The 20,995-nt window shown below is 37.5% G+C and carries 20 protein-coding genes and 1 other annotated feature; of the genes, 10 read left to right on the plus strand and 10 right to left on the minus strand.

The genetic code is table 11. The features are described 5' to 3' along the window. Positions 1-18 precede the first annotated feature (18 nt). Positions 19-828 (plus strand): aldo/keto reductase family protein, encoded by an 810-nt coding sequence (locus BM137_RS07975; protein ID WP_092480628.1) that lies wholly within the window; start codon positions 19-21, stop codon positions 826-828. Positions 829-862: 34 nt separating this feature from the next. Here BM137_RS07975 and BM137_RS07980 read toward each other — a convergent pair whose 3' ends face one another. The 3 genes from BM137_RS07980 to BM137_RS07990 all read right to left on the minus strand — a co-directional run bounded on the left by BM137_RS07980 (position 863) and on the right by BM137_RS07990 (position 3,266). Next, the gene (locus BM137_RS07980) at positions 863-1,192 is read right to left on the minus strand and encodes an MGMT family protein (protein ID WP_092480629.1); all 330 of its coding nucleotides are present in this window, start codon (positions 1,190-1,192) and stop codon (positions 863-865) included. A 125-nt stretch (positions 1,193-1,317) separates the two neighbouring features. Beyond that, entirely contained in the window at positions 1,318-2,223 is a 906-nt protein-coding gene (locus BM137_RS07985) for a fumarylacetoacetate hydrolase family protein (RefSeq protein ID WP_092480630.1), read from the minus strand. Between the two features lie 71 nt (positions 2,224-2,294). Next, a complete protein-coding gene (locus BM137_RS07990; protein WP_092480631.1) occupies positions 2,295-3,266 on the minus strand; it encodes an acyltransferase family protein in 972 nt (323 codons plus the stop codon). Positions 3,267-3,575: 309 nt separating this feature from the next. On the opposite strand from BM137_RS07990, the gene ald reads away from it, so the two are divergent. The 9 genes from ald to BM137_RS08035 all read left to right on the plus strand — a co-directional run bounded on the left by ald (position 3,576) and on the right by BM137_RS08035 (position 11,231). Continuing rightward, positions 3,576-4,688, plus strand: coding sequence for an alanine dehydrogenase (ald, locus tag BM137_RS07995; RefSeq protein ID WP_092480632.1), 1,113 nt, complete (start codon positions 3,576-3,578; stop codon positions 4,686-4,688). Between the two features lie 43 nt (positions 4,689-4,731). Continuing rightward, on the plus strand, positions 4,732-4,962 hold the full coding sequence (locus BM137_RS08000; protein ID WP_092480633.1) for a DUF2969 family protein: 231 nt from the start codon (positions 4,732-4,734) through the stop codon (positions 4,960-4,962). 58 nt (positions 4,963-5,020) lie between these two features. Beyond that, the gene (locus tag BM137_RS08005) at positions 5,021-5,989 is read left to right on the plus strand and encodes a YihY/virulence factor BrkB family protein (RefSeq protein ID WP_092480634.1); all 969 of its coding nucleotides are present in this window, start codon (positions 5,021-5,023) and stop codon (positions 5,987-5,989) included. Positions 5,990-6,227: 238 nt separating this feature from the next. Continuing rightward, positions 6,228-7,403 carry an FtsW/RodA/SpoVE family cell cycle protein gene (locus tag BM137_RS08010; protein WP_092480635.1) on the plus strand — a complete coding sequence of 392 codons (1,176 nt, stop codon included), beginning with the start codon at positions 6,228-6,230 and terminating at the stop codon, positions 7,401-7,403. Positions 7,404-7,467: 64 nt separating this feature from the next. After that, positions 7,468-7,818: an arsenate reductase family protein gene (locus BM137_RS08015; RefSeq protein ID WP_218147504.1), complete on the plus strand. Its 351-nt coding sequence runs from the start codon at positions 7,468-7,470 to the stop codon at positions 7,816-7,818. A gap of 21 nt (positions 7,819-7,839) precedes the next feature. After that, a complete protein-coding gene (locus BM137_RS08020; RefSeq protein WP_092480636.1) occupies positions 7,840-8,196 on the plus strand; it encodes a glycine cleavage system H family protein in 357 nt (118 codons plus the stop codon). A 57-nt stretch (positions 8,197-8,253) separates the two neighbouring features. Further along, positions 8,254-8,513 (plus strand) — a binding site (T-box leader). 80 nt (positions 8,514-8,593) lie between these two features. Then, positions 8,594-9,625, plus strand: coding sequence for a methionine ABC transporter ATP-binding protein (locus BM137_RS08025; protein WP_092480637.1), 1,032 nt, complete (start codon positions 8,594-8,596; stop codon positions 9,623-9,625). Beyond that, positions 9,618-10,322 (plus strand): methionine ABC transporter permease, encoded by a 705-nt coding sequence (locus tag BM137_RS08030; RefSeq protein WP_092480638.1) that lies wholly within the window; start codon positions 9,618-9,620, stop codon positions 10,320-10,322. The genes BM137_RS08025 and BM137_RS08030 overlap by 8 nt, the downstream gene beginning before the upstream one ends. Before the next feature lie 63 nt (positions 10,323-10,385). After that, a complete protein-coding gene (locus tag BM137_RS08035; RefSeq protein ID WP_092480639.1) occupies positions 10,386-11,231 on the plus strand; it encodes a MetQ/NlpA family ABC transporter substrate-binding protein in 846 nt (281 codons plus the stop codon). A gap of 272 nt (positions 11,232-11,503) precedes the next feature. Here BM137_RS08035 and BM137_RS08040 read toward each other — a convergent pair whose 3' ends face one another. The 7 genes from BM137_RS08040 to BM137_RS08070 all read right to left on the minus strand — a co-directional run bounded on the left by BM137_RS08040 (position 11,504) and on the right by BM137_RS08070 (position 20,155). Further along, positions 11,504-13,282, minus strand: coding sequence for an ABC transporter ATP-binding protein (locus BM137_RS08040; protein WP_092480640.1), 1,779 nt, complete (start codon positions 13,280-13,282; stop codon positions 11,504-11,506). Further along, positions 13,279-15,009 carry an ABC transporter ATP-binding protein gene (locus BM137_RS08045; protein ID WP_092480641.1) on the minus strand — a complete coding sequence of 577 codons (1,731 nt, stop codon included), beginning with the start codon at positions 15,007-15,009 and terminating at the stop codon, positions 13,279-13,281. The genes BM137_RS08040 and BM137_RS08045 overlap by 4 nt, the downstream gene beginning before the upstream one ends. Positions 15,010-15,228: 219 nt before the next feature. Next, the gene (gene nrdF / locus BM137_RS08050; protein ID WP_092480642.1) at positions 15,229-16,191 is read right to left on the minus strand and encodes a class 1b ribonucleoside-diphosphate reductase subunit beta; all 963 of its coding nucleotides are present in this window, start codon (positions 16,189-16,191) and stop codon (positions 15,229-15,231) included. A gap of 226 nt (positions 16,192-16,417) precedes the next feature. Continuing rightward, positions 16,418-18,595, minus strand: coding sequence for a class 1b ribonucleoside-diphosphate reductase subunit alpha (gene nrdE, locus BM137_RS08055; protein WP_092480643.1), 2,178 nt, complete (start codon positions 18,593-18,595; stop codon positions 16,418-16,420). Further along, entirely contained in the window at positions 18,582-18,953 is a 372-nt protein-coding gene (nrdI, locus tag BM137_RS08060; protein WP_092480644.1) for a class Ib ribonucleoside-diphosphate reductase assembly flavoprotein NrdI, read from the minus strand. The genes nrdE and nrdI overlap by 14 nt, the downstream gene beginning before the upstream one ends. Further along, the gene (nrdH, locus tag BM137_RS08065) at positions 18,950-19,183 is read right to left on the minus strand and encodes a glutaredoxin-like protein NrdH (protein ID WP_092480645.1); all 234 of its coding nucleotides are present in this window, start codon (positions 19,181-19,183) and stop codon (positions 18,950-18,952) included. The genes nrdI and nrdH overlap by 4 nt, the downstream gene beginning before the upstream one ends. A 228-nt stretch (positions 19,184-19,411) precedes the next feature. Then, positions 19,412-20,155 (minus strand): gamma-glutamyl-gamma-aminobutyrate hydrolase family protein, encoded by a 744-nt coding sequence (locus BM137_RS08070; protein WP_092480646.1) that lies wholly within the window; start codon positions 20,153-20,155, stop codon positions 19,412-19,414. Positions 20,156-20,995: the final 840 nt, after the last annotated feature.

Raw genomic sequence — 20,995 nt, forward strand, 5'->3', positions numbered from 1 at the left:
TCGAAGGGGATGGAATGAATGGAGAAAGTGGCTTTAGCAAATGGGATTGAAATACCAATAGTAGGTACAGGAACGAATACTTATGGGAAAGAAGATAATCAGTACAATGGGGAGTTGAATGGAGACTTCAGTGCGCTGGAATCAGCTATTGAAGTTGGATATCGATTGATCGATACAGCCATCTCTTATCGAAATGAAGCGGGTGTTGGAAAGACGGTTGCAGAAAGCGGAATACCTCGCGAAGAATTTTATTTAACAACCAAAATTCCAGCTGACGATCGTTATGTTGGATCAAAAGAATCAGTTGAACAAACGATTTTAAACAGCCTAGAAAATTTAAGAACAGATTACATTGATTTGTATTTGATTCATCATCCTATCGAATCTATCGAAAAATTAAAACATACTTGGGAAGTGCTGGAATCCTTTGTAGACAAAGGTCAGATCAAATCCATCGGGGTATCAAACTTTACGGTAGAAATGTTGGAAACGATAAAAGGTTTTGCACGTATCCAACCTGCTGTCAATCAGATTCAATCCAACCCTCATACTTGGAATGATGAAGTGATCGAGTATATGAAAAATAATAATATCGTGGCCGAAGCGTGGGGGCCATTAAGTCGAGTGACAGACGAACAAAAAGCTCGTCTAGAACAAATCGGTGAAAATTACGGGAAAAATTGGGGACAGGTTTTACTGCGTTATCAAATTCAACGCGGAGTGGTAGTTATTCCAAAATCACATAATAAAGAAAGACAACTGTCTAATCTAGATATCTTTGACTTTGATTTAACTGTTGAAGATACAGTGATCATCAAGTCATTGTAACCAAAAACCCTACATTCTTATGGAATGTAGGGTTTTACATGTCTTCTTCAGCGATCCAATTCAGTACAGGTTCATATCGATAAAGAGAAAGATTGATTTTTCCAGATGGAGTAAAAAGAATGCCTTCAGAAGATAATCGTTCTTTTTGAGAAAACATATCCTCATCCAAAGAGATTTCACCTTTTGCATTGATTACTCGATGCCAAGGCAATTGATGGCTTCGACTCATAGAATGCAAAACCCGCACCACTTGTCTAGCTCCTCTTGGATTCCCGGCAAGTGCAGCAATTTGACCGTATGTCATTACTTTCCCCGCAGGTATAGATTGGATAATAGAAATCACGCGTTCTGTAAATTGAGTCATAAAGAAACCTCTTTTCTTGTAGGGTACAACATTGAAATTTATCCCTTAGCTGATAAAAACATAAAAAAAGCAACTTGAAACGTTTATACCATTAGACGCTTCAAGCTGCTGAATAAAACTGATGATCAGAAGAAAGTATTCCTAAGTGTCCCTATCGATTCAATAGAAACTTCAATGGTGTCGCCAGAAGAAATCCAATTTGAGCCGGGAACTTGCTCTTTAAAACTGCTCATCATACCGAAACCGCTGGTAACCCCTTCAGGAGTACCAGTAAAAATCAGATCTCCTGGAGACAGAGTCATATATTGTGAAAGCATACTGACGATCTCCGCAGTGCAAAACAGCATATTCTTCGTATTATTTCTTTGTCGAATATTACCATTTAGAGATAATTGGATATCTAAATGATCGGGATCAACTTCATCTTTAGTGACTAGATAAGGTCCTACAGGTGCGAAATAATCGAGCGTTTTACCAGCCAGCTTATTCTGTGCGGCTTCTTGAATATCACGCGAAGATAAATCATTTCCCACAGTATAACCTAGGATATAGTCAAAGGCTGATTCTTTAGAAATGTTTTTGGCTTTTTTTCCGATGACGATCACCAATTCTGCACCATAATCATACTTTTCAGCAAATGTAGGTAAAGGGATAGTCTGGTTATGAGCTGCTAAGCTATTCTTGAATTTTCCTCCATATGAAAGAGCGGTAGGGATATCCCCGTTTTGCTCAGAAGCATGCATCAGATAGTTGTAATCTATCGTAATGATTTTGTCTGGATCTGTGTTGATCGGTAAAAAATAAATACTTTCCTCATTGATATAAAAATCAGTCATTGATTCTTTTTGTTCTGCTTCAAGTAAATCATTTAATTGATTCAGAGCTGTTGGTAGATTACTAAATAATTCTTTCATAGATCCGGCTGCTGGGAAACCGAGTTCTTTTGAAGCGCTTTTGACATCCAAGATGCCTTCTTCTGTTTTGATTCCAATTCGTGAAATATTTTGTTTTTTGAAATGGACGATCCTCATAAAATCACCTTCTTATTATAAAGTATAAAATACTTGCTCAAAGATTTCAAAATTGCCTATTTTTTCACAAGTTAAATATATGCTTTTAGTTTTCCGCTGATAAAGCGATTGTCTAGATAATAAATGCCAGTACCCAAAGTACAGGATACAATCAAATCCAGTAAGAAGTAGTATTCGGGCCATTCTATATGACGAGAAAGCAGCCAGAAGTAAATCATTTGGACAATAAAAATGGCATACGATCTTTTGCCTATAAATACCAACGGCTCCTTTATCTTGTTGAATGAACTGGAAGAAAAGTGAGTTAATCCTAAATGGAACAACCATAAAGCATAAAAGAAGGAGAGTGGATTTTGACCTCTCCAGGAAGTGCCAAAGGAATAAAAAGGAACTGGCCATTCAAAGTAATGCACCCCAACGAGATAACATGCACTAAAAAAAGCAGCAACAACGGTCAACTTTTTAGTGTAAGAATAGTTCTGATCAAAAAAATACCAAACTCCTAAAGCAAGAGCAAATAAATAACGGAAGACCAGCAACCGATACAGATAGCTGGGAAATTCCCATACATAAAAGGCGTATTCATAACCGAGGTTAAAGATAAAGCTGACGCCCAACATAACGAGAGGGGCTGTTTTACGACTGAACCAGTAGAGTAGAGGCAATAGAAATATAGCTTGAATCATAATAGAGATATAGTAGCCGCCGAATCCTCCACGTCCAATCAAGTAAAAGAAAAAAGGCCGCCCGTCAGGTGTTATAATGGCTTGAAAAGCATAAATAATCAATGCAATAGGCAACAGACGGTAAAATTTTCTCATCAGCATAGATGGTCGATAAAAAGCCTTTAAAGAGACTATTCCAGAACGAGTATAAGATTGTGAATGATTGTATCCTGATATGATGAGAAAAACAGGAACTGCTTGCAAAATAAAAAAAGGGCCTCCAATTGACCGCAAAGTATCATCTTTCAAACTATGGATGATAACAACAAATAGAATGGAGATGCCTTTCATGATGTCGATATTTTTATTGTATGTCATTGCTGAATGTGTTCCTCCTGTATGGAATCGACCCATCTGCATTAAAGTAAATGCAAGTATGTCTATCCACTAAACCAAAATAGAATCTCCTTTGTAAAAAAGTTTCACTTTATCATAACCAATTTTTTTTCAGAAGTAAATTTATTTTGAAATTCGCTTAAACAGCGATTAAGCTGCAACTTTTGGATTTTTCGCAAAGTAACGTTATAATGGAAGAGAGTTAAGTAATTATCGTTTATTTGATACGTTAATAAAGATAAAAAATGGTATTAAATAGGTTTGCGGTACGAAAAAAATAGGAGGATTTATATGAATATCGGTATACCAACAGAGATCAAAAATAATGAAAAACGAGTATCTTTTTCTCCATCTGGAGTTAAAGCACTCGTGTCAGCAGGGCATAAAGTTTTAGTTGAACAAGGAGCAGGAGAAACAGCTGGATTCGTAGACGAGCAATACATTGAATCAGGTGCAACTATTGTTCCTACTGCTTCAGAGGCTTGGTCAGCAGATATGGTCATTAAAGTTAAAGAACCTTTAAAAGAAGAGTTTGATTATTTGCGTGAGGGATTGATTTTATTCACTTACTTGCATTTGGCAGCAAACAAAGAACTGACAGAAATATTAGCAGAAAAAGGCGTAACAGCTATCGGTTACGAGACAATGGTAGGTCCAGACAATTCCTTGCCTTTACTGACACCAATGAGTCAAATCGCTGGTAGAATGTCTATCCAAATCGGAGCGCATTACCTGGAAAACAGCAATGGCGGCAAAGGAATCTTGCTAGGCGGTACTCCTGGGGTCCGTTCTGGAAAAGTTGTGATTATTGGCGGTGGTGTATCGGGTACAAACGCAGCGAAAATTGCTGTAGGTATGGGGGCAAATGTGGTCGTTTTAGACAACAACCCTGCTAGATTGAGCGAACTAGGCGAACTATTCGGCAACTCGATCCAAACAGTCATGTCTAATGAATACAACATTGAAGAAGAGCTGAAATCGGCTGATTTAGTGATTGGTGCGGTATTGATTCCTGGAGCAAAAGCTCCACAATTGGTCAGTGAAAAAATGGTGAAACAAATGACTCCAGGATCCGTTATCGTGGATATCAGTGTGGATCAAGGAGGTATCATCGAAACAGCAGATAGAGTCACTACATTGGCAGATCCTGTTTATGAAAAACATGGAGTACTTCACTATGCAGTGGCCAATATTCCAGGCAGCGTAGCTAAAACTGCTACTCAAGCTTTAACGAATGTAACGACTCCTTATGCTGTGGCTATTGCCAATAAAGGAATCGTCGAAGCAGCGAAAGAAAATTCTACGATTTATACAGGAATCAATGTGATGAATAACCAAGTAACACACAAAGAAGTGGCGCAATCGTTGGGAATCGATTTTATATCAGCCAGCAGACTATTTTAATACATCTCCCATTGTAGAGAGTGAAAAGAGGATCAAGATTACTATGTCAAAAAGAAATAAGAAAAGCGAAGTTATGATTAAAGAGACAAATAGAAATTCTGAAGATTTTACAGAATTAGAATTGTTTGTGGGCAATGAAAAAATTGGGACTATCCAACAAGAAAAAGAGCAAGCCATCACAACGATCAATAAAAATGGCAATCAAGCGAAAGCTAAAAATATTGATGAAGCTATCAATAATTTAATAATGGATTACAACTTACATTATATGTAAAACGAAATTCAATACGTAATGTGTAAGGAATAACCCAACTATAAGGATGTGGATTTCTATGGAGGCAGATACAGTAGAATACCTTCCGTTTAAACAACGGATGATCAAATTATTTAACATCATAAAAGATAATTGGAGTAGAGCGAACGTATCTTCTCAAGCTGGAGAATTGGCGTATTTTTCTTTGCTGTCTCTATTTCCGATACTATTGGTTATTGCTAACGTAATACCGTTGTTCCCAATTGATGTAAACGCAGTATTATCTTATTTGGAATCTGCGGTTCCGCCCGATATTTTTAGTGTGATCGAACCGATATTGATAGGTTATCTAAGCAGTTCTAGCGGTGGTGTTATTTCTATCGGGTTAGTAACTGCATTGTGGTCAGCAAGTAAAGCATTTAATTCCTTGCAAAACATTTTAAATGAAGTTTACGCAGTAAAACCAAGAAAGAATTTTATTTTGGTTCGTTTAGTTTCCTTATTGGTACAATTAGCCATTGTCTCTATTGTGGGGGTCATCATATTTGCTTTTGTATTTGGTGAAATCATCGTAGAATTTGTAGAAGGACTAGTGAACATTGATTTAGGATTTATTATGCAAATACTCCAATTACGTTGGTTGATTTTGCTGATTGTTCTATTGGCATTGTTTACAGCCGTTTACTTCTTAGTGCCGAATCATCATCTAGGAATCAAATATGCTGTTCCTGGTGCTATATTTGCAACTATTGGCTGGTTGGCCTTATCGCAAGGTTTCTCCATCTATCTGCAATTTGCCGGAGGAGACGCAGCTGCGAATGCAACATTTGGGGTCTTCATTATTTTGATGCTATGGCTCTACTTAGCCGCAATGGTTCTCTTGTTGGGCGGTTTAGTCAACACGATTTACTTTGAATACAAAAATGGTAAGAGCGTGCAGAAAGCGATTGAACAAGAAGATGAAGAACATTCTGAGAATGATAAGAAGAAAAAATTGCCTAAACAACGGAAAAAATTGGTCAAAGTAAAAGAAGTGAAAAATCAATAATATGAGAAGGAGCAGGGATGAAAATCTTTGCTCCTTTTAAGTTGCAGATTCCGAATTTAAAGGGATACATTTTAAAGTGCAAAACTTTTCATGACTATTTGTCAAAGTTTATGTCATTTTTACTAAGAAATAGGAACAGTCCTTTTTTTTAGCCGCTTTTTCTTATATAATAGTTGAAGCTTAAGGAATAAGGAAAAGCTGTATTTCATTTGATTGCAAGGAGATAAGTGAAAAAAATATGAGTGAAAAAAAAGAATCTAGAATAGATTATGGGATAGTGCTATCTATACTGCTGTTGGCTATTATCAGTATAGCAACCATGTTTTCAACTATTTCATTGATCGGTAATGGTGGTCTTCGAGCAACGATCATGCATGTTGCTTGGTATATAGTAGGTGCCGTAGCCATCATCGTCATTATGCAGTTTGATTCAGAACAACTTTGGAAAATTACTCCGTATGCTTATGGTTTAGGGTTAGTCTTGCTTGTATTAGTCCTCTTTTTATATGACGAGCCTACTTTTTTAAGAACTGGGGCACGAAGCTGGTTCAAGTTTGGACCACTGACCTTCCAGCCTTCGGAAGTTATGAAGATAGCCTTTATATTGATGTTGGCTAGGACAGTAACACAACACAATGCAGCTTTTTTAAATCACAATGTAAGAGCCGACTTCATCTTATTAGGGAAAATCGCCTTAGTATCAGCTCCGCCGATGTTGATGGTATTGCTGCAAAATGACTTAGGAACCACATTGGTATTTATTGCTATTGTAATCGGGTTAGTATTGATGTCGGGTATCACTTGGAAAATATTAGTGCCTTTGTTCAGTTCGGTGGCTACAATAGGAACAACGCTATTGTTGCTGGTTGTTTATAACCGCGAATTCTTGTACAACTTAGGATTTAAAGATTATCAATTTTCTCGTATCGACTCTTGGTTGGATCCATACCACGATACTCAAGGAGCAGCTTATCAATTGCTGCAAAGTATCAAAGCAATCGGTTCAGGAAAGGTGTTCGGTAAAGGTTTTGGCGTTTCAGAAGTATATGTGCCTGTAAGAGAATCAGATATGATTTTCTCAACGATCGGTGAAAACTTTGGGTTCATCGGCGGTGCAGTGCTGATTTTGATTTACTTTATGTTGGTGTATCAAATGATTCGTGTGTGCTTAGACACGAAAAACATTTTCTATACGTATATTTCAACAGGCGTTATCATGATGATCGTATTCCATGTATTTGAAAATGTGGGTATGAGTATAGGGTTACTGCCTTTGACGGGGATTCCATTACCTTTTATTTCTCAAGGGGGATCGGCCTTGTTGGGGAATATGATGGGAGTCGGATTGATCATGTCGATGAGATACCACTACAAGAGTTACATGTTCTCAGAAGAGGATGAAGAATTTAGATAGGTCCTTTTACTTTGTAAACATTAGCGTTATACTAATAGAGATGAAAAGTGTTGGAGGAGATTGTGTGCTAAAGTTTTATTGTATTCCAACTTGTTCAACCTGCAAAGCAGCCAAAAAATGGTTAACGCAAAACCAGATTGAATTTGAGGAAATTAATTTAAAAACAAATCCTCCTGCTAAAGAAGAAGTGATGGAACTGTTTAAACAGACTGATTTACCGATGAAACGCTTTTTCAATACGAGCGGCATGGTATATAGAGAAAAAGGTCTGAAAGAAAGTTTTCAGCATTTGTCCCAAGAAGAAGCTGCAGAGTTGTTGTCCACAGAAGGTATGTTGGTAAAGCGCCCTTTACTTGTTGACGAAACGGCAGTCCTAGTTGGATTTAAAGAAGAAAATTATCAAGTATTGTTGTAATAGAGAAGGAGACGTTGGCGAATGGCAGTTGAAGTAAAATACAGTTCAAATGGTTTATGGGTAGCAAAAAACGGTGAACATTACCGTATCGGCTTGTCAGAAAAAGGTCAAGATGATCTAGGTGAAGTCATGTTTGCAGATGTGCCTAAAGAGATCAAAACGATGAAAGCTGGAGACTCGTTGCTGGGTGTTGAAGGAGCAAAGGCTGTCACAGAATTGGAATCTCCATTAAGCGGTGAGGTTGTTCAATTCAATGAAGAGCTATTGAATAGTCCTGAAGGCTTGAACAGTGAAGATCAACAGAGCAATTGGATCGTTGAACTGACGAACGTCGACATTAGTGAATTTGAAAAGCTGGAAAATGATATTCAGTTATAAAAAAGATTTGACAGACTCCATAGAGACTGATAAACTAAGTCTCAAGATTAATCAGAATAACCTGCTATGAGAAGAAGAGTAAATTTTGGCTGAAAATTTTTAGAGAGCTCCGGTTGCTGAAAAGGAGTATTGGAAGCAAAATTGAAGATGGTCTTTGAGCAGAATGAGTGAATGCTATGCACAAGCTTGTTCCGGGAACTCCCGATATAGAGTCACAGTATAAGAGTCAGCAATGGGCTCCGTACTGGCTAAGGTTCATTCAGTAATGGATGGATAAATTAAGGTGGTAACACGAAACGACAACTTTCGTCCTTTATTTGAGTAATTAACTCGAATAGTGGGCGAAAGTTTTTTTATTGTATGGGAAAGAAACAGTGAAGAATGGAGAGCAGAAAAAATGATTAGATTATCCAATGTGATCAAAAGTTTTGATACGAAACAAGGAACGCTAACTGCTGTAGACAACGTAAATCTCTCCATTGAGAGCGGAGAAATTTACGGGATCATCGGTTACTCCGGTGCTGGAAAAAGTACATTAGTCCGCATGTTCAATGGGTTAGAAAAACCAACTAAAGGAGAAATCACTTTAGGAGACAGCGTGATCTCAAAATTGACCGGAAAAGCATTAAGAGAAAAGAGACAAAAAATTGGGATGATCTTCCAACATTTCAATTTATTGTGGTCAAGAACCGTTCTCGAAAATATTTTGCTGCCGCTGGAAATTGCTAATGTTCCTAAACATGACCAGCTGGAAAAAGCTTATGAACTGATTCGTTTAGTAGGGTTAGAGGGAAGAGAGGATGCTTATCCTGCTGAATTATCTGGAGGGCAAAAACAACGTGTAGGTATTGCTAGAGCTCTAGCAAATGAACCGACATTGCTGTTATGTGATGAAGCGACTAGCGCATTAGACCCACAAACAACGGATGAGGTTTTAGAGTTATTGTTAGAGATCAACAAACGATTGAATCTAACCATCGTTATGATCACTCATGAAATGCATGTAGTGCGAAAAATCTGTCACAAAGTAGCCGTGATGGAAAAAGGAAAAATTGTTGAAGAGGGTAATGTGCTGGAAGTTTTCAAACGTCCGCAACAAGAAATCACGAAACGATTCATTCGCCAAGACACAGATCCGGAAAGTGAAGAGACAGACATCGTATTGGCTCAAGTATTCAAAGATTACCCGAATGGCAAGCTGCTTCATTTGACGTTCAATGCTGAGAACTCAAAGCAGCCTGTTCTAAGCCAATTGATTCGTCATCACGACATCGAGTTGAATGTCATTCAAGGAAGCATCCAACAGACACACTCTGGCTCAATTGGTTCTTTGTATGTTCAAGTGACAGGAGATTCGACTGAAATCAGCTCAGTATTAGCGGATTTAACTAAAATGAATGTAGAAGCTGAGGTGATCGAACATGTTTAAATCTCTGATTGTAGGAGAAGGTCTTTTTTCTCAGTATGTTGATTTTGAAGAGGTCAACTGGGAAAGAATTCAAGAAGCTACTCAAGAAACCTTATTGATGACAGCTATTTCTGTAGCAGCAGTCTTTATTTTAGGTTTGGTGATTGGATTATTATTGTATGAAACTGCTGGGAAAAAAAGTGTTTTTGCAAAAGTACTGCACCTTATCGTCAGTATGTTTGTAAATATATTTAGATCTGTACCTTTCATTATTTTAATTGTATTATTGATTCCATTTACTAAACAACTGGTCGGTTCGATTATTGGACCGGTGGCTGCTTTACCCGCGCTGATTATTTCGTCAGCACCCTTTTATGGACGTTTAGTAGAAACTGGTTTTAGAGAAATAGATAAAGGAGTCATTGAAGCTGCTGAAGCAATGGGAGCCAATAAATGGCAAGTTATTTATAAAGTTCTAATACCAGAAAGCCTGCCTTCAATCATCGCTGGAATCACTACTACGGCTATTTCGTTAGTTGGGTACACAGCTATGGCGGGTGTTATCGGAGCAGGTGGATTGGGAAATCTAGCTTATCTGGAAGGATTCCAAAGAAACCAGCCGACAGTCACATTAGTTGCGACAGTCATCGTCTTGATCATGGTATTTCTGATACAAGACATCGGAGAACGAGTAGTTGACCGAGTAGACAAACGCTAAAAAGAAAGAGTCAATTTAAAATAGGGTTTAACCATTAAAAAAATCATTAGGGGGAAGTTAGTTATGAAAAAATCGATCTTTATCAAATCATTAGCAACAGTAGGAGCAGCTCTTTTATTAGCTGCATGTGGAAACAGCGAGAATGCTGGAGATACTTCAAATGGAAACACAGAAGAAACAACAATCAAAATTGGTGCCAGCAACACACCGCATGCGGAAATCTTAGAATTCGCAGCGCCTATTTTAGAAGAAGAAGGTGTTACGCTGGATATCAGTACTTACAATGATTATGTTGTGCCTAACGTAGCGTTGGATGAAGGCGACTTGGATGCAAACTACTTCCAACACGTTCCTTTCTTTGAAGCTGCTGTAGCTGAAAATGATTATGACTTCGTTAATGCTGGTGGAATTCATTTGGAACCAATCGGCTTATTCTCGCAAGAATATGCTAGTTTAGATGAGCTGCCGGATGGAGCAACGATTCTTGTCAGCAGCAACCAATCTGACTGGGGCCGTATTATTGCTATTTTCCAAGAAGCTGGATTAGTGAGTGTAGACGAAGGAACAGATTTAACGACTGCAACATTTGATGATATTACAGAAAATTCGAAGAACTTAGTCTTTGAATATGAAAATGATCCTGCTTTGATGCCAACACTTTACACACAAGGTGAAGGGGACATTGTAGCAATCAACTCCAACTTTGCAGTAGACCAAGGCTTAAACCCGTTAGAAGATTCAATTGCTTTAGAAAGTGAAAGCTCGCCTTATGCAAATATCATTGCAGTAAGAAGCGAAGATAAAGACAATGAAGCTATTACTAAATTAGTAGAAGTTTTAAGATCTCAAGAAGTTCAAGATTACATTCTTGAAACTTGGGATGGTGCAGTAGTTCCTGTAACAGAGTAAAAAAGAAATATATCGATAGAAAAGAAGAAATAGGATCGCTACCTGTGCTTATTGGCAGGTGGTGATCCTTTTTTGTGGTGAAAAAGAGGGACAGAGAATTCTCACTCACAAAGATAGCTGAATCCAATCAAGCTGAAACTTATGAGTTAAAGCATCTTATTTCATGAATTCTATATATGATTAAAAATAGATAAACCTCGATATCTAAAAAAAGCGTTGATGGCAATTGTGCCATCAACGCTTTTTTTAATCAGATAGTTTTTAACTCTTCATTATTCTGCAGCTGTTTTAGAAAACTGACTGTTGTACAAGTTAGCGTAGAAACCGCCTTGTGCCAACAATGAGTCATGTGTTCCTTGTTCAATAATAGAACCTTGGTCCATAACCAAAATCAAATCTGCATTACGTATAGTAGACAAACGGTGAGCAATAACAAAACTTGTTCGACCTTCCATCACTTTATCCATCGCTTCTTGAATCAGTTTCTCTAAACGAGTATCAACAGAACTTGTCGCTTCATCCAGGATCAAAATATCTGGATCAGACAATACTGTTCGAGCGATCGTCATCAATTGTTTTTGCCCCAACGAGATGTTGCTGGCTTCTTGATTGATTTCCATGCCATAACCGTTTGGCAAAGTCTGAATGAAGTGGTTTACGTTGGCAATTTCAGCTGCATGGATGACTTCCTCATCTGTCGCATCTAATTTCCCAAAGCGAAGATTTTCCATAACAGAGTCTTGATATAACCAAGCGTCTTGTAAAACCATTCCAAAGTGTTTGCGTAGATCAGAGCGGGTAATCTTTTTGATATCGACGCCATCAACTTTGATACTTCCGCCGTCAACATCATAAAAACGCATCAATAGATTGACCAGTGTAGTTTTACCAGCACCAGTTGGTCCAACGATTGCAACCATTTCACCAGGATTAACGCGAACACTGATGTCTTTCATCAATGGGTTTTTAGGATTGTAACTGAAAGAGATATGATCAAATTCAACTGCACCTTTAACTTTTTCCGGCAGTTCAGTCGTTACCATACCTTGAACTTCTTCAGATTCATCTAAGAATTCGAAGATACGTCCAGCTGCAGCTCCGGCACTTTGCATGATTCCAGAAAGCTGAGCAATGGTTGTAATAGGTTGATTCACTTGCCATACATACTGAACAAAAGCTTGCAAGTTACCGATCGTCAAAGCGCCATTGAAAGCAAAGTAGCTTCCGACCATAGCCACAATGATGTAAGCAAAGTTTGAAATCAAACCTACAATAGGAGCTAAGAGAGAAGAAATGAAGCTAGCTTTGAATCCTTGATCGCGTAAGTTTAAGTTGCGGCGTTTGAACTCTGTAATAGAATCTTCTTCTTTTCCGTACAATTTGATTTCAGTAAATCCGTTCAAGTTCTCTTGAGTGAATCCAAACAAATCTCCTAAAGCATCTGCTTGACCACGGAAAGAACTTTGAGAAGCCGAGATAATGATGCGTGCAACTATGATAGCCAAAGGAATAGTCAAGATAACGACAAAGGCTAACGGAATGTTCAACGTCACCATCATTACAATAGCAAATGAGATGGATAAGAGCCCATTCAGTACTTGTACGAGTGATTGTTGCAAAGCATTCGTAATAGCGTCCACGTCGCTCGTAACACGACTTAAAATGTCTCCGATTTGATGTTTGTCAAAATAAGAAACCGGCAGACGATTGATTTTAGAAGAAATGTCATTTCTTAAATCACGCATACCTTGTTGAACTACATTCGTTAAAGTGTATTGAGCAAGGTATTGACCGCCGTGGAAAAACATTCCGCGAACGAAATACAGAATCAATATTTGTGTTAAATAAGGATAATTCATTCCTGCGCCTTCAACACCGCGTAACATATCTGCGAAGTTTTTAGTAATTTCAGTAATAGCTAAACCAATAATAAATGGTTCTAAAGCATTTGCGATAGAAGAAACTACGGTTCCAAATATAGATAAGAAAAATTGGCCTTTATAATTTTTAAGGTAAACCCATAAACGAGCTATTTGTTTTAAACCTTTCATTGGTTCAACTCCTCCTCACTCAACTGAGATGATGCAATTTCACGATAAAGAGGGCTTGTTTGCAATAGTTCTTTATGAGTACCTTTTGCAGCGATTTCTCCTTCATCCAGCAAAATAATTTGATCTGCATTCATGATAGAGCTGACGCGTTGTCCGACAATGATCGTTGTTGCATGTTGTGTGACCAAGCTCAATTGATTTCTCAAAATAGCATCTGTTTGAAAGTCCAAAGCTGAGAAACTATCATCGAAAATATAAATACTTGGTTTACGAATGATCGAGCGGGCAATAGACAAACGTTGTTTTTGTCCACCAGATAAATTACTTCCGCCTTCTGATAAAACTGTTTCGTAATGGTTTTTCAAGCGTTCAATAAATTCTTTTGATTGAGAGACAGATGAAGCTTCTTCAATCTCGCTGCGTGTGGCATCCCAATTTCCGTATTTAAGGTTTTCTGTGATTGTACCAGTAAACAATAAAGCTTTTTGTGGGGTATAGCCGATCTTGCGGCGAAGTGCTTTCAAGTTGTATTCACGAATGTCTACGCCGTCTACTAAAATACGACCCTCAGTGACATCGTAAAAACGTGGAATCAATTGAACGATAGAAGATTTTCCGCTACCAGTTGATCCAATAAAAGCAATGGTTTCGCCTGGTTTTGACGCAAAGCTGATGTTTTTCAATACAGGTTTATCTGCGTCAGGATATTGGAAGCTGACATTCTCAAAAGTGATGTAGCCTTCTGTTTCTGTTGCTCTTACACCTTGTTCATTTGGATCAATAGAGCTTTGTTTTTCCAATACTTCTTTTAACCGGTTCGCACTCACTGAAGCTCGTGGGTACATGATAAAGATATTTGCAAATAATAAGAGAGAGAATAAGGCATGGAAAGCATACTCAATGAAAGCTACTAGAACTCCGACTTGAATAGTACCTTCAGCAATTTGACGAGCACCTAGCCAGACAATTGATATGATTACTATATTGATGATCAAAGAGAATCCAGGTTGTGTTAAAGCGACTAATTTGAATAAGCGAGAAGACACTTTTCTATAGTCATTGTTTGTATCGCCAAAACGATTTTCTTGAAAGTCCTCACGGTTAAACGCACGAATCACGCGCAGACCAGTCAGGCTTTCTCTTAAAATACGGTTGATATTATCTAAAAGGGATTGTTGTTTCTTGGATAATGGCTGAGTTGCACGAGCAATAACAAAAATCAATAAGATGATGACAGGGATCGCTGGAAGAACAGCTACAGCTAAGTTAGGACTTGTCCGTATGATCAAAACTCCACTCATGACCAACATCAAAGGAGTGATGACTCCTAAACGCAAAATCATTTCTGTAAATTGGAGAATGACGAACGCGTCAGTAGTGATTCGGGTACCTAAAGAAGAAACCCCGATTTCATTGTATTCAGCATGAGAGAATTTCATCATACTGGTATAAGTATCATTTCTAATGTCCATTGTCATCGTGCTGACGACTTTACTGGACGCATAAGAATTGACGACCCTGCCTGCAAAACCGAATATTGTTAACAGGAGCATAAAAAACGCATAACGCCAAATCAAGCCGCTATCTCCTGGAATGATTGCATTATCAATCATTTGTGCCAGCAAAGTAGGAAGACCTAAGTTGATCAAGATAAATCCAAAAGCTCCAATAGTATTAATAATCAATAACTTAGGATGCTTCCGCAGGTATTGCCAAATAAATTTCATATATACGCTCCTTACTATAGTATATTTTTATTAACTGACGTTTTAAACAGCAAAAACGCCAAAAGAAACGGCCTAATGCGGATGCACTAGGCTCAATAATACAATTTTAAATTTTAATGCATAAAAAAGCAATTGTTTTTCGGTTAATGACGAAGATAAATCAGTGAAAAAAGGCTAAATGTTCACTTATAGATTGGAAAGACTAGAATAGAGGGGTTATTAAACCGTCCACTTAGCATAATCTTCGTCTTCCATAGATTCCACCATACCCACTAAATACCCGTTTCCAACTTGCGAGAAGAAATCATGGTTGGAGGTTCCAGTAGAGATTCCATTCATAATGACTGGATCTACATCATCTGCAGAATCCGGGAATAGAGGATCGAAACCTAAGTTTTGCAAAGCTTTATTAGCGTTGTAACGTAGGAAAACTTTTACGCGTTCTGTCCAGCCGATTTCGTCATAAAGGTATTGAGTGTATTTCACTTCATTTTGGTAAAGAGTGAAGAGCAATTCATATGTCCAATTCTTCAAACTTTCTTGCTCGTCTTCCGGTAATTGATTGTATGCGATTTGGAATTTGTATCCAATGTATGTTCCATGGACAGATTCATCACGCAAGATCAACTTGATGATCTCAGCTACGTTAGGCATTTTATTGTTTCCTAAATAATGAAGAGGAGCAAAAAATCCTGAGTAGAATAAGAAGGATTCCAATAAAACACTCGCAACTTTTCGTTGCAATTCTGTTCCGTTTTGATAAATGTCATTTAAGACAGCTGCTTTTTTCTGCAACATGTCATTTGTATTCGTCCATTGAAAGATTTCTTCAATTTCTGATTTTGTATTTAAAGTACTGAAGATAGCACTATAGCTTTTAGCGTGCATAGATTCCATAAACTGGATGTTATTGTAAACAGCTTCTTCATGTTGAGTCCGAATCGAGTCTTTCAAAGAAGCGACTCCATCTTGTGATTGAAGAGTATCCAGCAAAGTAAGTCCGCCAAAAACTTTTCCCATCATATCTTTTTCTTCTTTAGGAAGGTTGTACCAATCATTCAAGTCATTTGATACAGGGATACGCGTATCTGTCCAAAACTGTTCAACCAGTTTTTCCCAGGTCAGCTTGTCGATCATATCCTCAATTTTATTCCAATTTATGGCATGATATTGTTCTGTCATCGAATCAAAATCTCCTTACTTTCAAATTTATATGGTCAAGGTGTTACTTGCTGCATTTTTTGAGTAAAACTAAAGAGGAGGGGAGGGGTGAACTCCGCATCCTTTAGTAGAGCTGCGAAAGCCAGAGATTTTGGAAAAAAGATGGAAAATTTTGTGGTTGAAAAGCACCACAATAATTTTCCCCTATTTTTCCTTCATCTCTTTCGGGCTTTCTCCGCATCCTTTTTTATATCGTACAGCTTTCGCATTGGTTTGAGCCGATTTCTTCTGAGTTTTCTGTAAATGTTCTGACGTAGTAAATGGATTTAACGCCTTTTTTCCACGCGTAGTGTCTTAAGATGTTTAAGTCACGTGTGGTTTGTTTATTTGTACGGCCGTTTTTCCATTCGTATAAGCCTTCAGGTATTTCAGAACGTAAGAATAAGGTCAAGCTCATTCCTTGATCAATGTGTTTTTGTGCTGCTGCATAGACATCAATGACTTTACGCATGTCGATATCGTACGCTGATTTGTAATAAGGCAGTGTTTCATTCGACAGGTATGGAGCAGGGTAGTAAGTTTTACCCGTTTTCTTCTCTTGGCGTTCTTCAATCAGACGAGTGATTGGATGCAAGCTGGAAGATGTTTCATTTACATAGCTGATCGAACCTGTCGGCGCTACAGCCAGACGGTTTTGGTGGTACAATCCGCCAGTCATGATTGATGCTTTCAAAGCAGCCCAGTCATCTTTTGTTGGGACAGCAATGCCGTCGAATAAACGACGAACTTTTTCATTTTCAAATGCAAAATCTGCTGCAGTATATTTATCAAAGTATTCACCAGTCGCATATTTTGATTTCTCAAAGTTATGGAAAGAAGTGTTGCGTTCCATAGCGATACGGTTACTTGATTTCAACGTGTAGAAGTTTAATAGCATAAAGTAAGCATCTGTAAATTCAACCGATTCTGGAGAACCATACTCGATTTGGTTTAAAGCCAAGTAGGTGTGTAAGCCCATAGCTCCTAAACCGATCGTGTGGTATTGATCGTTTCCATTTTTGATAGAAGGGACAGCAGTGATGCTTGATTGATCTGTAACAGTTGTCAACGCACGAACCATAGCATCAACTGATTTACTAAAGTCAGGAGATTCCATCAAGTTCACGATATTTGTTGAACCTAAGTTACAGCTGATATCTGTTCCTAATGTTTCATAGCTTTGATCATTGTTAATTAGAGAAGGTTCTTGAATTTGCAAGATTTCACTACACAAGTTACTCATCGTGATCGTTCCATAAATCGGGTTTTCACGGTTAGCTGTATCAATGTTGATAATGTAAGGATATCCTGATTCTTGTTGCAATTTAGAGATTTCGTTTTCCAAATCACGAGCGCGAATCTTAGATTTGCGAACTTCTTCGTTATTGACAAGGTTGTCGTATTCAGCAGTAATGTCTACATAAGAGAAAGGCTTACCATAGATACGTTCTACATCATACGGACTGAACAAGTACATTTGCTCGTCATGAGCACATAGTTCATAAAATTTATCTGGTACAGTTAGACCAAGAGAAAGAGTCTTCACACGAACTTTTTCATCGGCATTTTCTTTTTTAGTGGATAAGAACGAAACGATATCTGGATGGAATACATTCAAGTAAACTGCTCCGGCACCATTACGTTGACCTAATTGGTTAGAATAGCTGAAGCTGTCTTCCAATAATTTCATAACCGGTACAACACCGCTTGATGCATTTTCGATTTTCTTGATGGGATCTCCTGCAGCACGCAAGTTGGATAGATTTACTCCAACCCCACCACCGATACGAGACAATTGCAATGCACTGTTGACAACGCGTCCGATACTGTTCATATCATCGGTTGCTTGGATCAAGAAACAAGAGACTAATTCTCCACGACGTTTACGTCCAGCATTCAAGAAAGTCGGCGTAGCAGGTTGATAGCGTTGATTGATGATTTCATCAGCAATCGTCCAAGCTAGTTCTTTATCGCCATCTGCCAAATACAATGCGTTAAATACGATACGATCTTCATAACGTTCCAAAAATCTCTTTCCGTCATTTGTTTTCAATGCGTATTGGGTATAGAACTTGTAAGCAGACATGAAAGAACGGAAACGGAATTTACGATTGTAGATCTCATTAAATAAATCTTTGATGAATTCTCTATCGTATTGGTTTAAAAACTCTTCTTCGATATAATCATTTTCTACCAAATAGTTTAACTTTTCATCCAACGTATAAAAGAAAACAGTATTGGGATTCACATATTCTAAAAAGTAAGCACGGACTGCTTCACGATCTTTGTGCAATGGAATAGATCCATTAACAGGTCGATTCAATTCATTGTTTAATTTAAAATAAGTGACCTCATTGGGTTTTGTTGCTAATTTAGGCTTGTCCAAGGTCGTTCACCGCTTTCTTCAATTTTTTTACATCTTCGTCATTCCCTTGAAATTCAAAGGTATGTAGTAAAGGTACATCATATTCTTTTGCAAGATCTTTCGCTGTAAAAACAAACAACTGTCCAAAGTTTAAGTTCCCGCCGCCAGCGACTCCTTTAAAGTACTGTTTGTTATCAGCTGTTTCAATAAAATCGTATAAGATTTCTGTAGCTTCTCTTTCATAGGTCGGCGCAACAATGATAAATGGCTCATTAATACTGATAAATGGATTTGTCGAAGAAATCTCCAACAAATCCATGTCTAGTTTGTGCACAAATTTTCTCGTTTGGCCGGTCAAGGAAATATAAACTACTTTCATACTAATTGATCTAATAAATCAGGGCGGAATCCATTAAATGCTTCTTCACCATCAGCAAGGATAACGGGAACTGAATTGAATCCTAATTGCTGCACTTCTGCTAAAGCTTGTTCAGATTCGAAAATATCTTTTATTTCGTAAGTAACACCTTTATCATCCAAGTATTTTTTGGTAAAATTACATTGCATGCAATTCGGTTTTGAGTAAATGACGATTGTTTTATTAGCCATAGTATATTCTCCTTTTCGCTTCTAAATGATATCATTATTCTACACTTCTTTATATCGACTTGCAATCTCAAAACACTAGATTTCGATTAGAAAAAACTTACAAACACAACATATGGTGGTTTAACAAGGTTTTGACCGCTTTTTATTTTTTCAAAAAAAAGATCTCCGACCGGACGTTCCAGTCGGAGTTTTTTTGCAGTTTTTTTTTTAAATATTTACCAGCTTCGCTTACAAAGCTGGTGCAATGCTTTTTTTGACACGGCTCACAAAATCAGTAAATAATTGCTGCATTTTTTCGTCTGTGTGGATCATCAATTCAGGATGCCATTGAACGGCTACAATATTAGCAGAAGGATCTTTAGCTTCAAATCCTTCAATCAATTTATCCTTACTCCAAGCAACAGCTTCAAACGGCTCAGCCAATTCTTTGATGGCTTGATGATGATAAGAATTGACGACATAAGCAGGGCCAAAAACTTTTGCTAAACGACTGTCCGGATCCAAAGTTATCGTATGGGCTCCATTGTCATATTGTGTGTGCTGGATGTGTTGAACGGTCAGATCCGAATACGAAGTCGCAAGGTCTTGATATAATGTACCACCGTAAGCTACATTTAACAACTGCAATCCTCGGCAAACACCTAAAATAGGTTTTTGCTGTCTAACGGCTTCTTTGATCAATGCTATTTCAAAGGTATCTCGAAGTGGACTTGTCGTTCCTAAAGCAGGAATCGGTTCTTCACCATATAGTAAAGGAGACACATCTTGCCCGCCTGCCAGCAACAAGCCATCAATATGAGAAATATACGCTTTAGCATCTTTGGGATCTCCTAGAGGAATTACATTAGGCAATCCATATGCTGTGACAGTAGCCTCAACAAAACCGTGAGGAGTATAAGTGATCGGAAGACCATCAAAGCTTGGAGATCGTTGAGTCAGAATATTTCCAGGTATGCCAATAATCGGTTTCATCAAAACACTTCCTTTTCATAAAGAACCAATCCAACTTGATTAAATCTTATTTTACAGGAAAGCGATAGGAAAAGGTAGTTCTGATTGCAGAATAAATTTTTATAGATACATTAGTGAAAACCAAAAAAGTTTATGGTTTTCTGATCGATGGAAGCTACTAGTTGTGAAAGATGGACAAAATTAAAATTAAAACGCAAGTACGATGAGGGATTTGTCAAAATAAAATATTTTTCTGCTATTAAAATTAACAACAGAAAAATATTTTAGTTAAAACAGTATGTTATATTTTTGGAGTTAATAACTATTTATAAACATTTAGTACAGTTCTCTTTGAGAATATCAGGAAAACCGTACAAGGCTTATGAGCTATGTTCTAAAGAGCTGCAAATGTAGAATGTGCGATGGAATTGTATCGTTTGATTGATTAGAAGATGGAAAATTCAGAGATAAAAGGAAATTCAGGACAGAGGGCTGCTGTAAGGGTATTTCCTTGTTTTTTTATTAAAAATAGATCAAAGGAATATCAAGAAGGAAACTTTAACTACTCTTTTTCTTTACTGCTGATACTCATATGATTTGTTAAATAAACATACTTCTATAGAAAACATTTATTTACGATAAGTTGTCTATATTTTTACGTTGTACTTGAAGGAACTATGCTATCATTGGGAAATTTTAAGGAAGTAAGAACAGAATTAGAGAATACATTTTATTGCGAAATTTAATGAGAGGCAGATTTGTAAAAGAATATAATTTAAATGGTTATGATAGATAGGAAGAAATAGATTATAGTGGTGAATTTATGTGGCCTGTAGATATTTATTTATGAGTAGAGAGACA

It is taken from the genome of Desemzia incerta, from assembly GCF_900115825.1.
Classification (GTDB): domain Bacteria; phylum Bacillota; class Bacilli; order Lactobacillales; family Carnobacteriaceae; genus Desemzia; species Desemzia incerta.

Excerpts from the sequence above, each read along its gene's own strand:
- BM137_RS07975 (WP_092480628.1), top strand. The coding sequence starts at position 19 with ATGGAGAAAGTGGCTTTAGCAAATGGGATTGAAATACCAATAGTAGGT.
- BM137_RS07980 (WP_092480629.1), bottom strand. The coding sequence starts at position 1,192 with ATGACTCAATTTACAGAACGCGTGATTTCTATTATCCAATCTATACCT.
- BM137_RS07985 (WP_092480630.1), bottom strand. The coding sequence starts at position 2,223 with ATGAGGATCGTCCATTTCAAAAAACAAAATATTTCACGAATTGGAATC.
- BM137_RS07990 (WP_092480631.1), bottom strand. The coding sequence starts at position 3,266 with ATGACATACAATAAAAATATCGACATCATGAAAGGCATCTCCATTCTA.
- ald (WP_092480632.1), top strand. The coding sequence starts at position 3,576 with ATGAATATCGGTATACCAACAGAGATCAAAAATAATGAAAAACGAGTA.
- BM137_RS08000 (WP_092480633.1), top strand. The coding sequence starts at position 4,732 with ATGTCAAAAAGAAATAAGAAAAGCGAAGTTATGATTAAAGAGACAAAT.
- BM137_RS08005 (WP_092480634.1), top strand. The coding sequence starts at position 5,021 with ATGGAGGCAGATACAGTAGAATACCTTCCGTTTAAACAACGGATGATC.
- BM137_RS08010 (WP_092480635.1), top strand. The coding sequence starts at position 6,228 with ATGAGTGAAAAAAAAGAATCTAGAATAGATTATGGGATAGTGCTATCT.
- BM137_RS08020 (WP_092480636.1), top strand. The coding sequence starts at position 7,840 with ATGGCAGTTGAAGTAAAATACAGTTCAAATGGTTTATGGGTAGCAAAA.
- BM137_RS08025 (WP_092480637.1), top strand. The coding sequence starts at position 8,594 with ATGATTAGATTATCCAATGTGATCAAAAGTTTTGATACGAAACAAGGA.
- BM137_RS08030 (WP_092480638.1), top strand. The coding sequence starts at position 9,618 with ATGTTTAAATCTCTGATTGTAGGAGAAGGTCTTTTTTCTCAGTATGTT.
- BM137_RS08035 (WP_092480639.1), top strand. The coding sequence starts at position 10,386 with ATGAAAAAATCGATCTTTATCAAATCATTAGCAACAGTAGGAGCAGCT.
- BM137_RS08040 (WP_092480640.1), bottom strand. The coding sequence starts at position 13,282 with ATGAAAGGTTTAAAACAAATAGCTCGTTTATGGGTTTACCTTAAAAAT.
- BM137_RS08045 (WP_092480641.1), bottom strand. The coding sequence starts at position 15,009 with ATGAAATTTATTTGGCAATACCTGCGGAAGCATCCTAAGTTATTGATT.
- nrdF (WP_092480642.1), bottom strand. The coding sequence starts at position 16,191 with ATGACAGAACAATATCATGCCATAAATTGGAATAAAATTGAGGATATG.
- nrdI (WP_092480644.1), bottom strand. The coding sequence starts at position 18,953 with ATGAAAGTAGTTTATATTTCCTTGACCGGCCAAACGAGAAAATTTGTG.
- nrdH (WP_092480645.1), bottom strand. The coding sequence starts at position 19,183 with ATGGCTAATAAAACAATCGTCATTTACTCAAAACCGAATTGCATGCAA.
- BM137_RS08070 (WP_092480646.1), bottom strand. The coding sequence starts at position 20,155 with ATGAAACCGATTATTGGCATACCTGGAAATATTCTGACTCAACGATCT.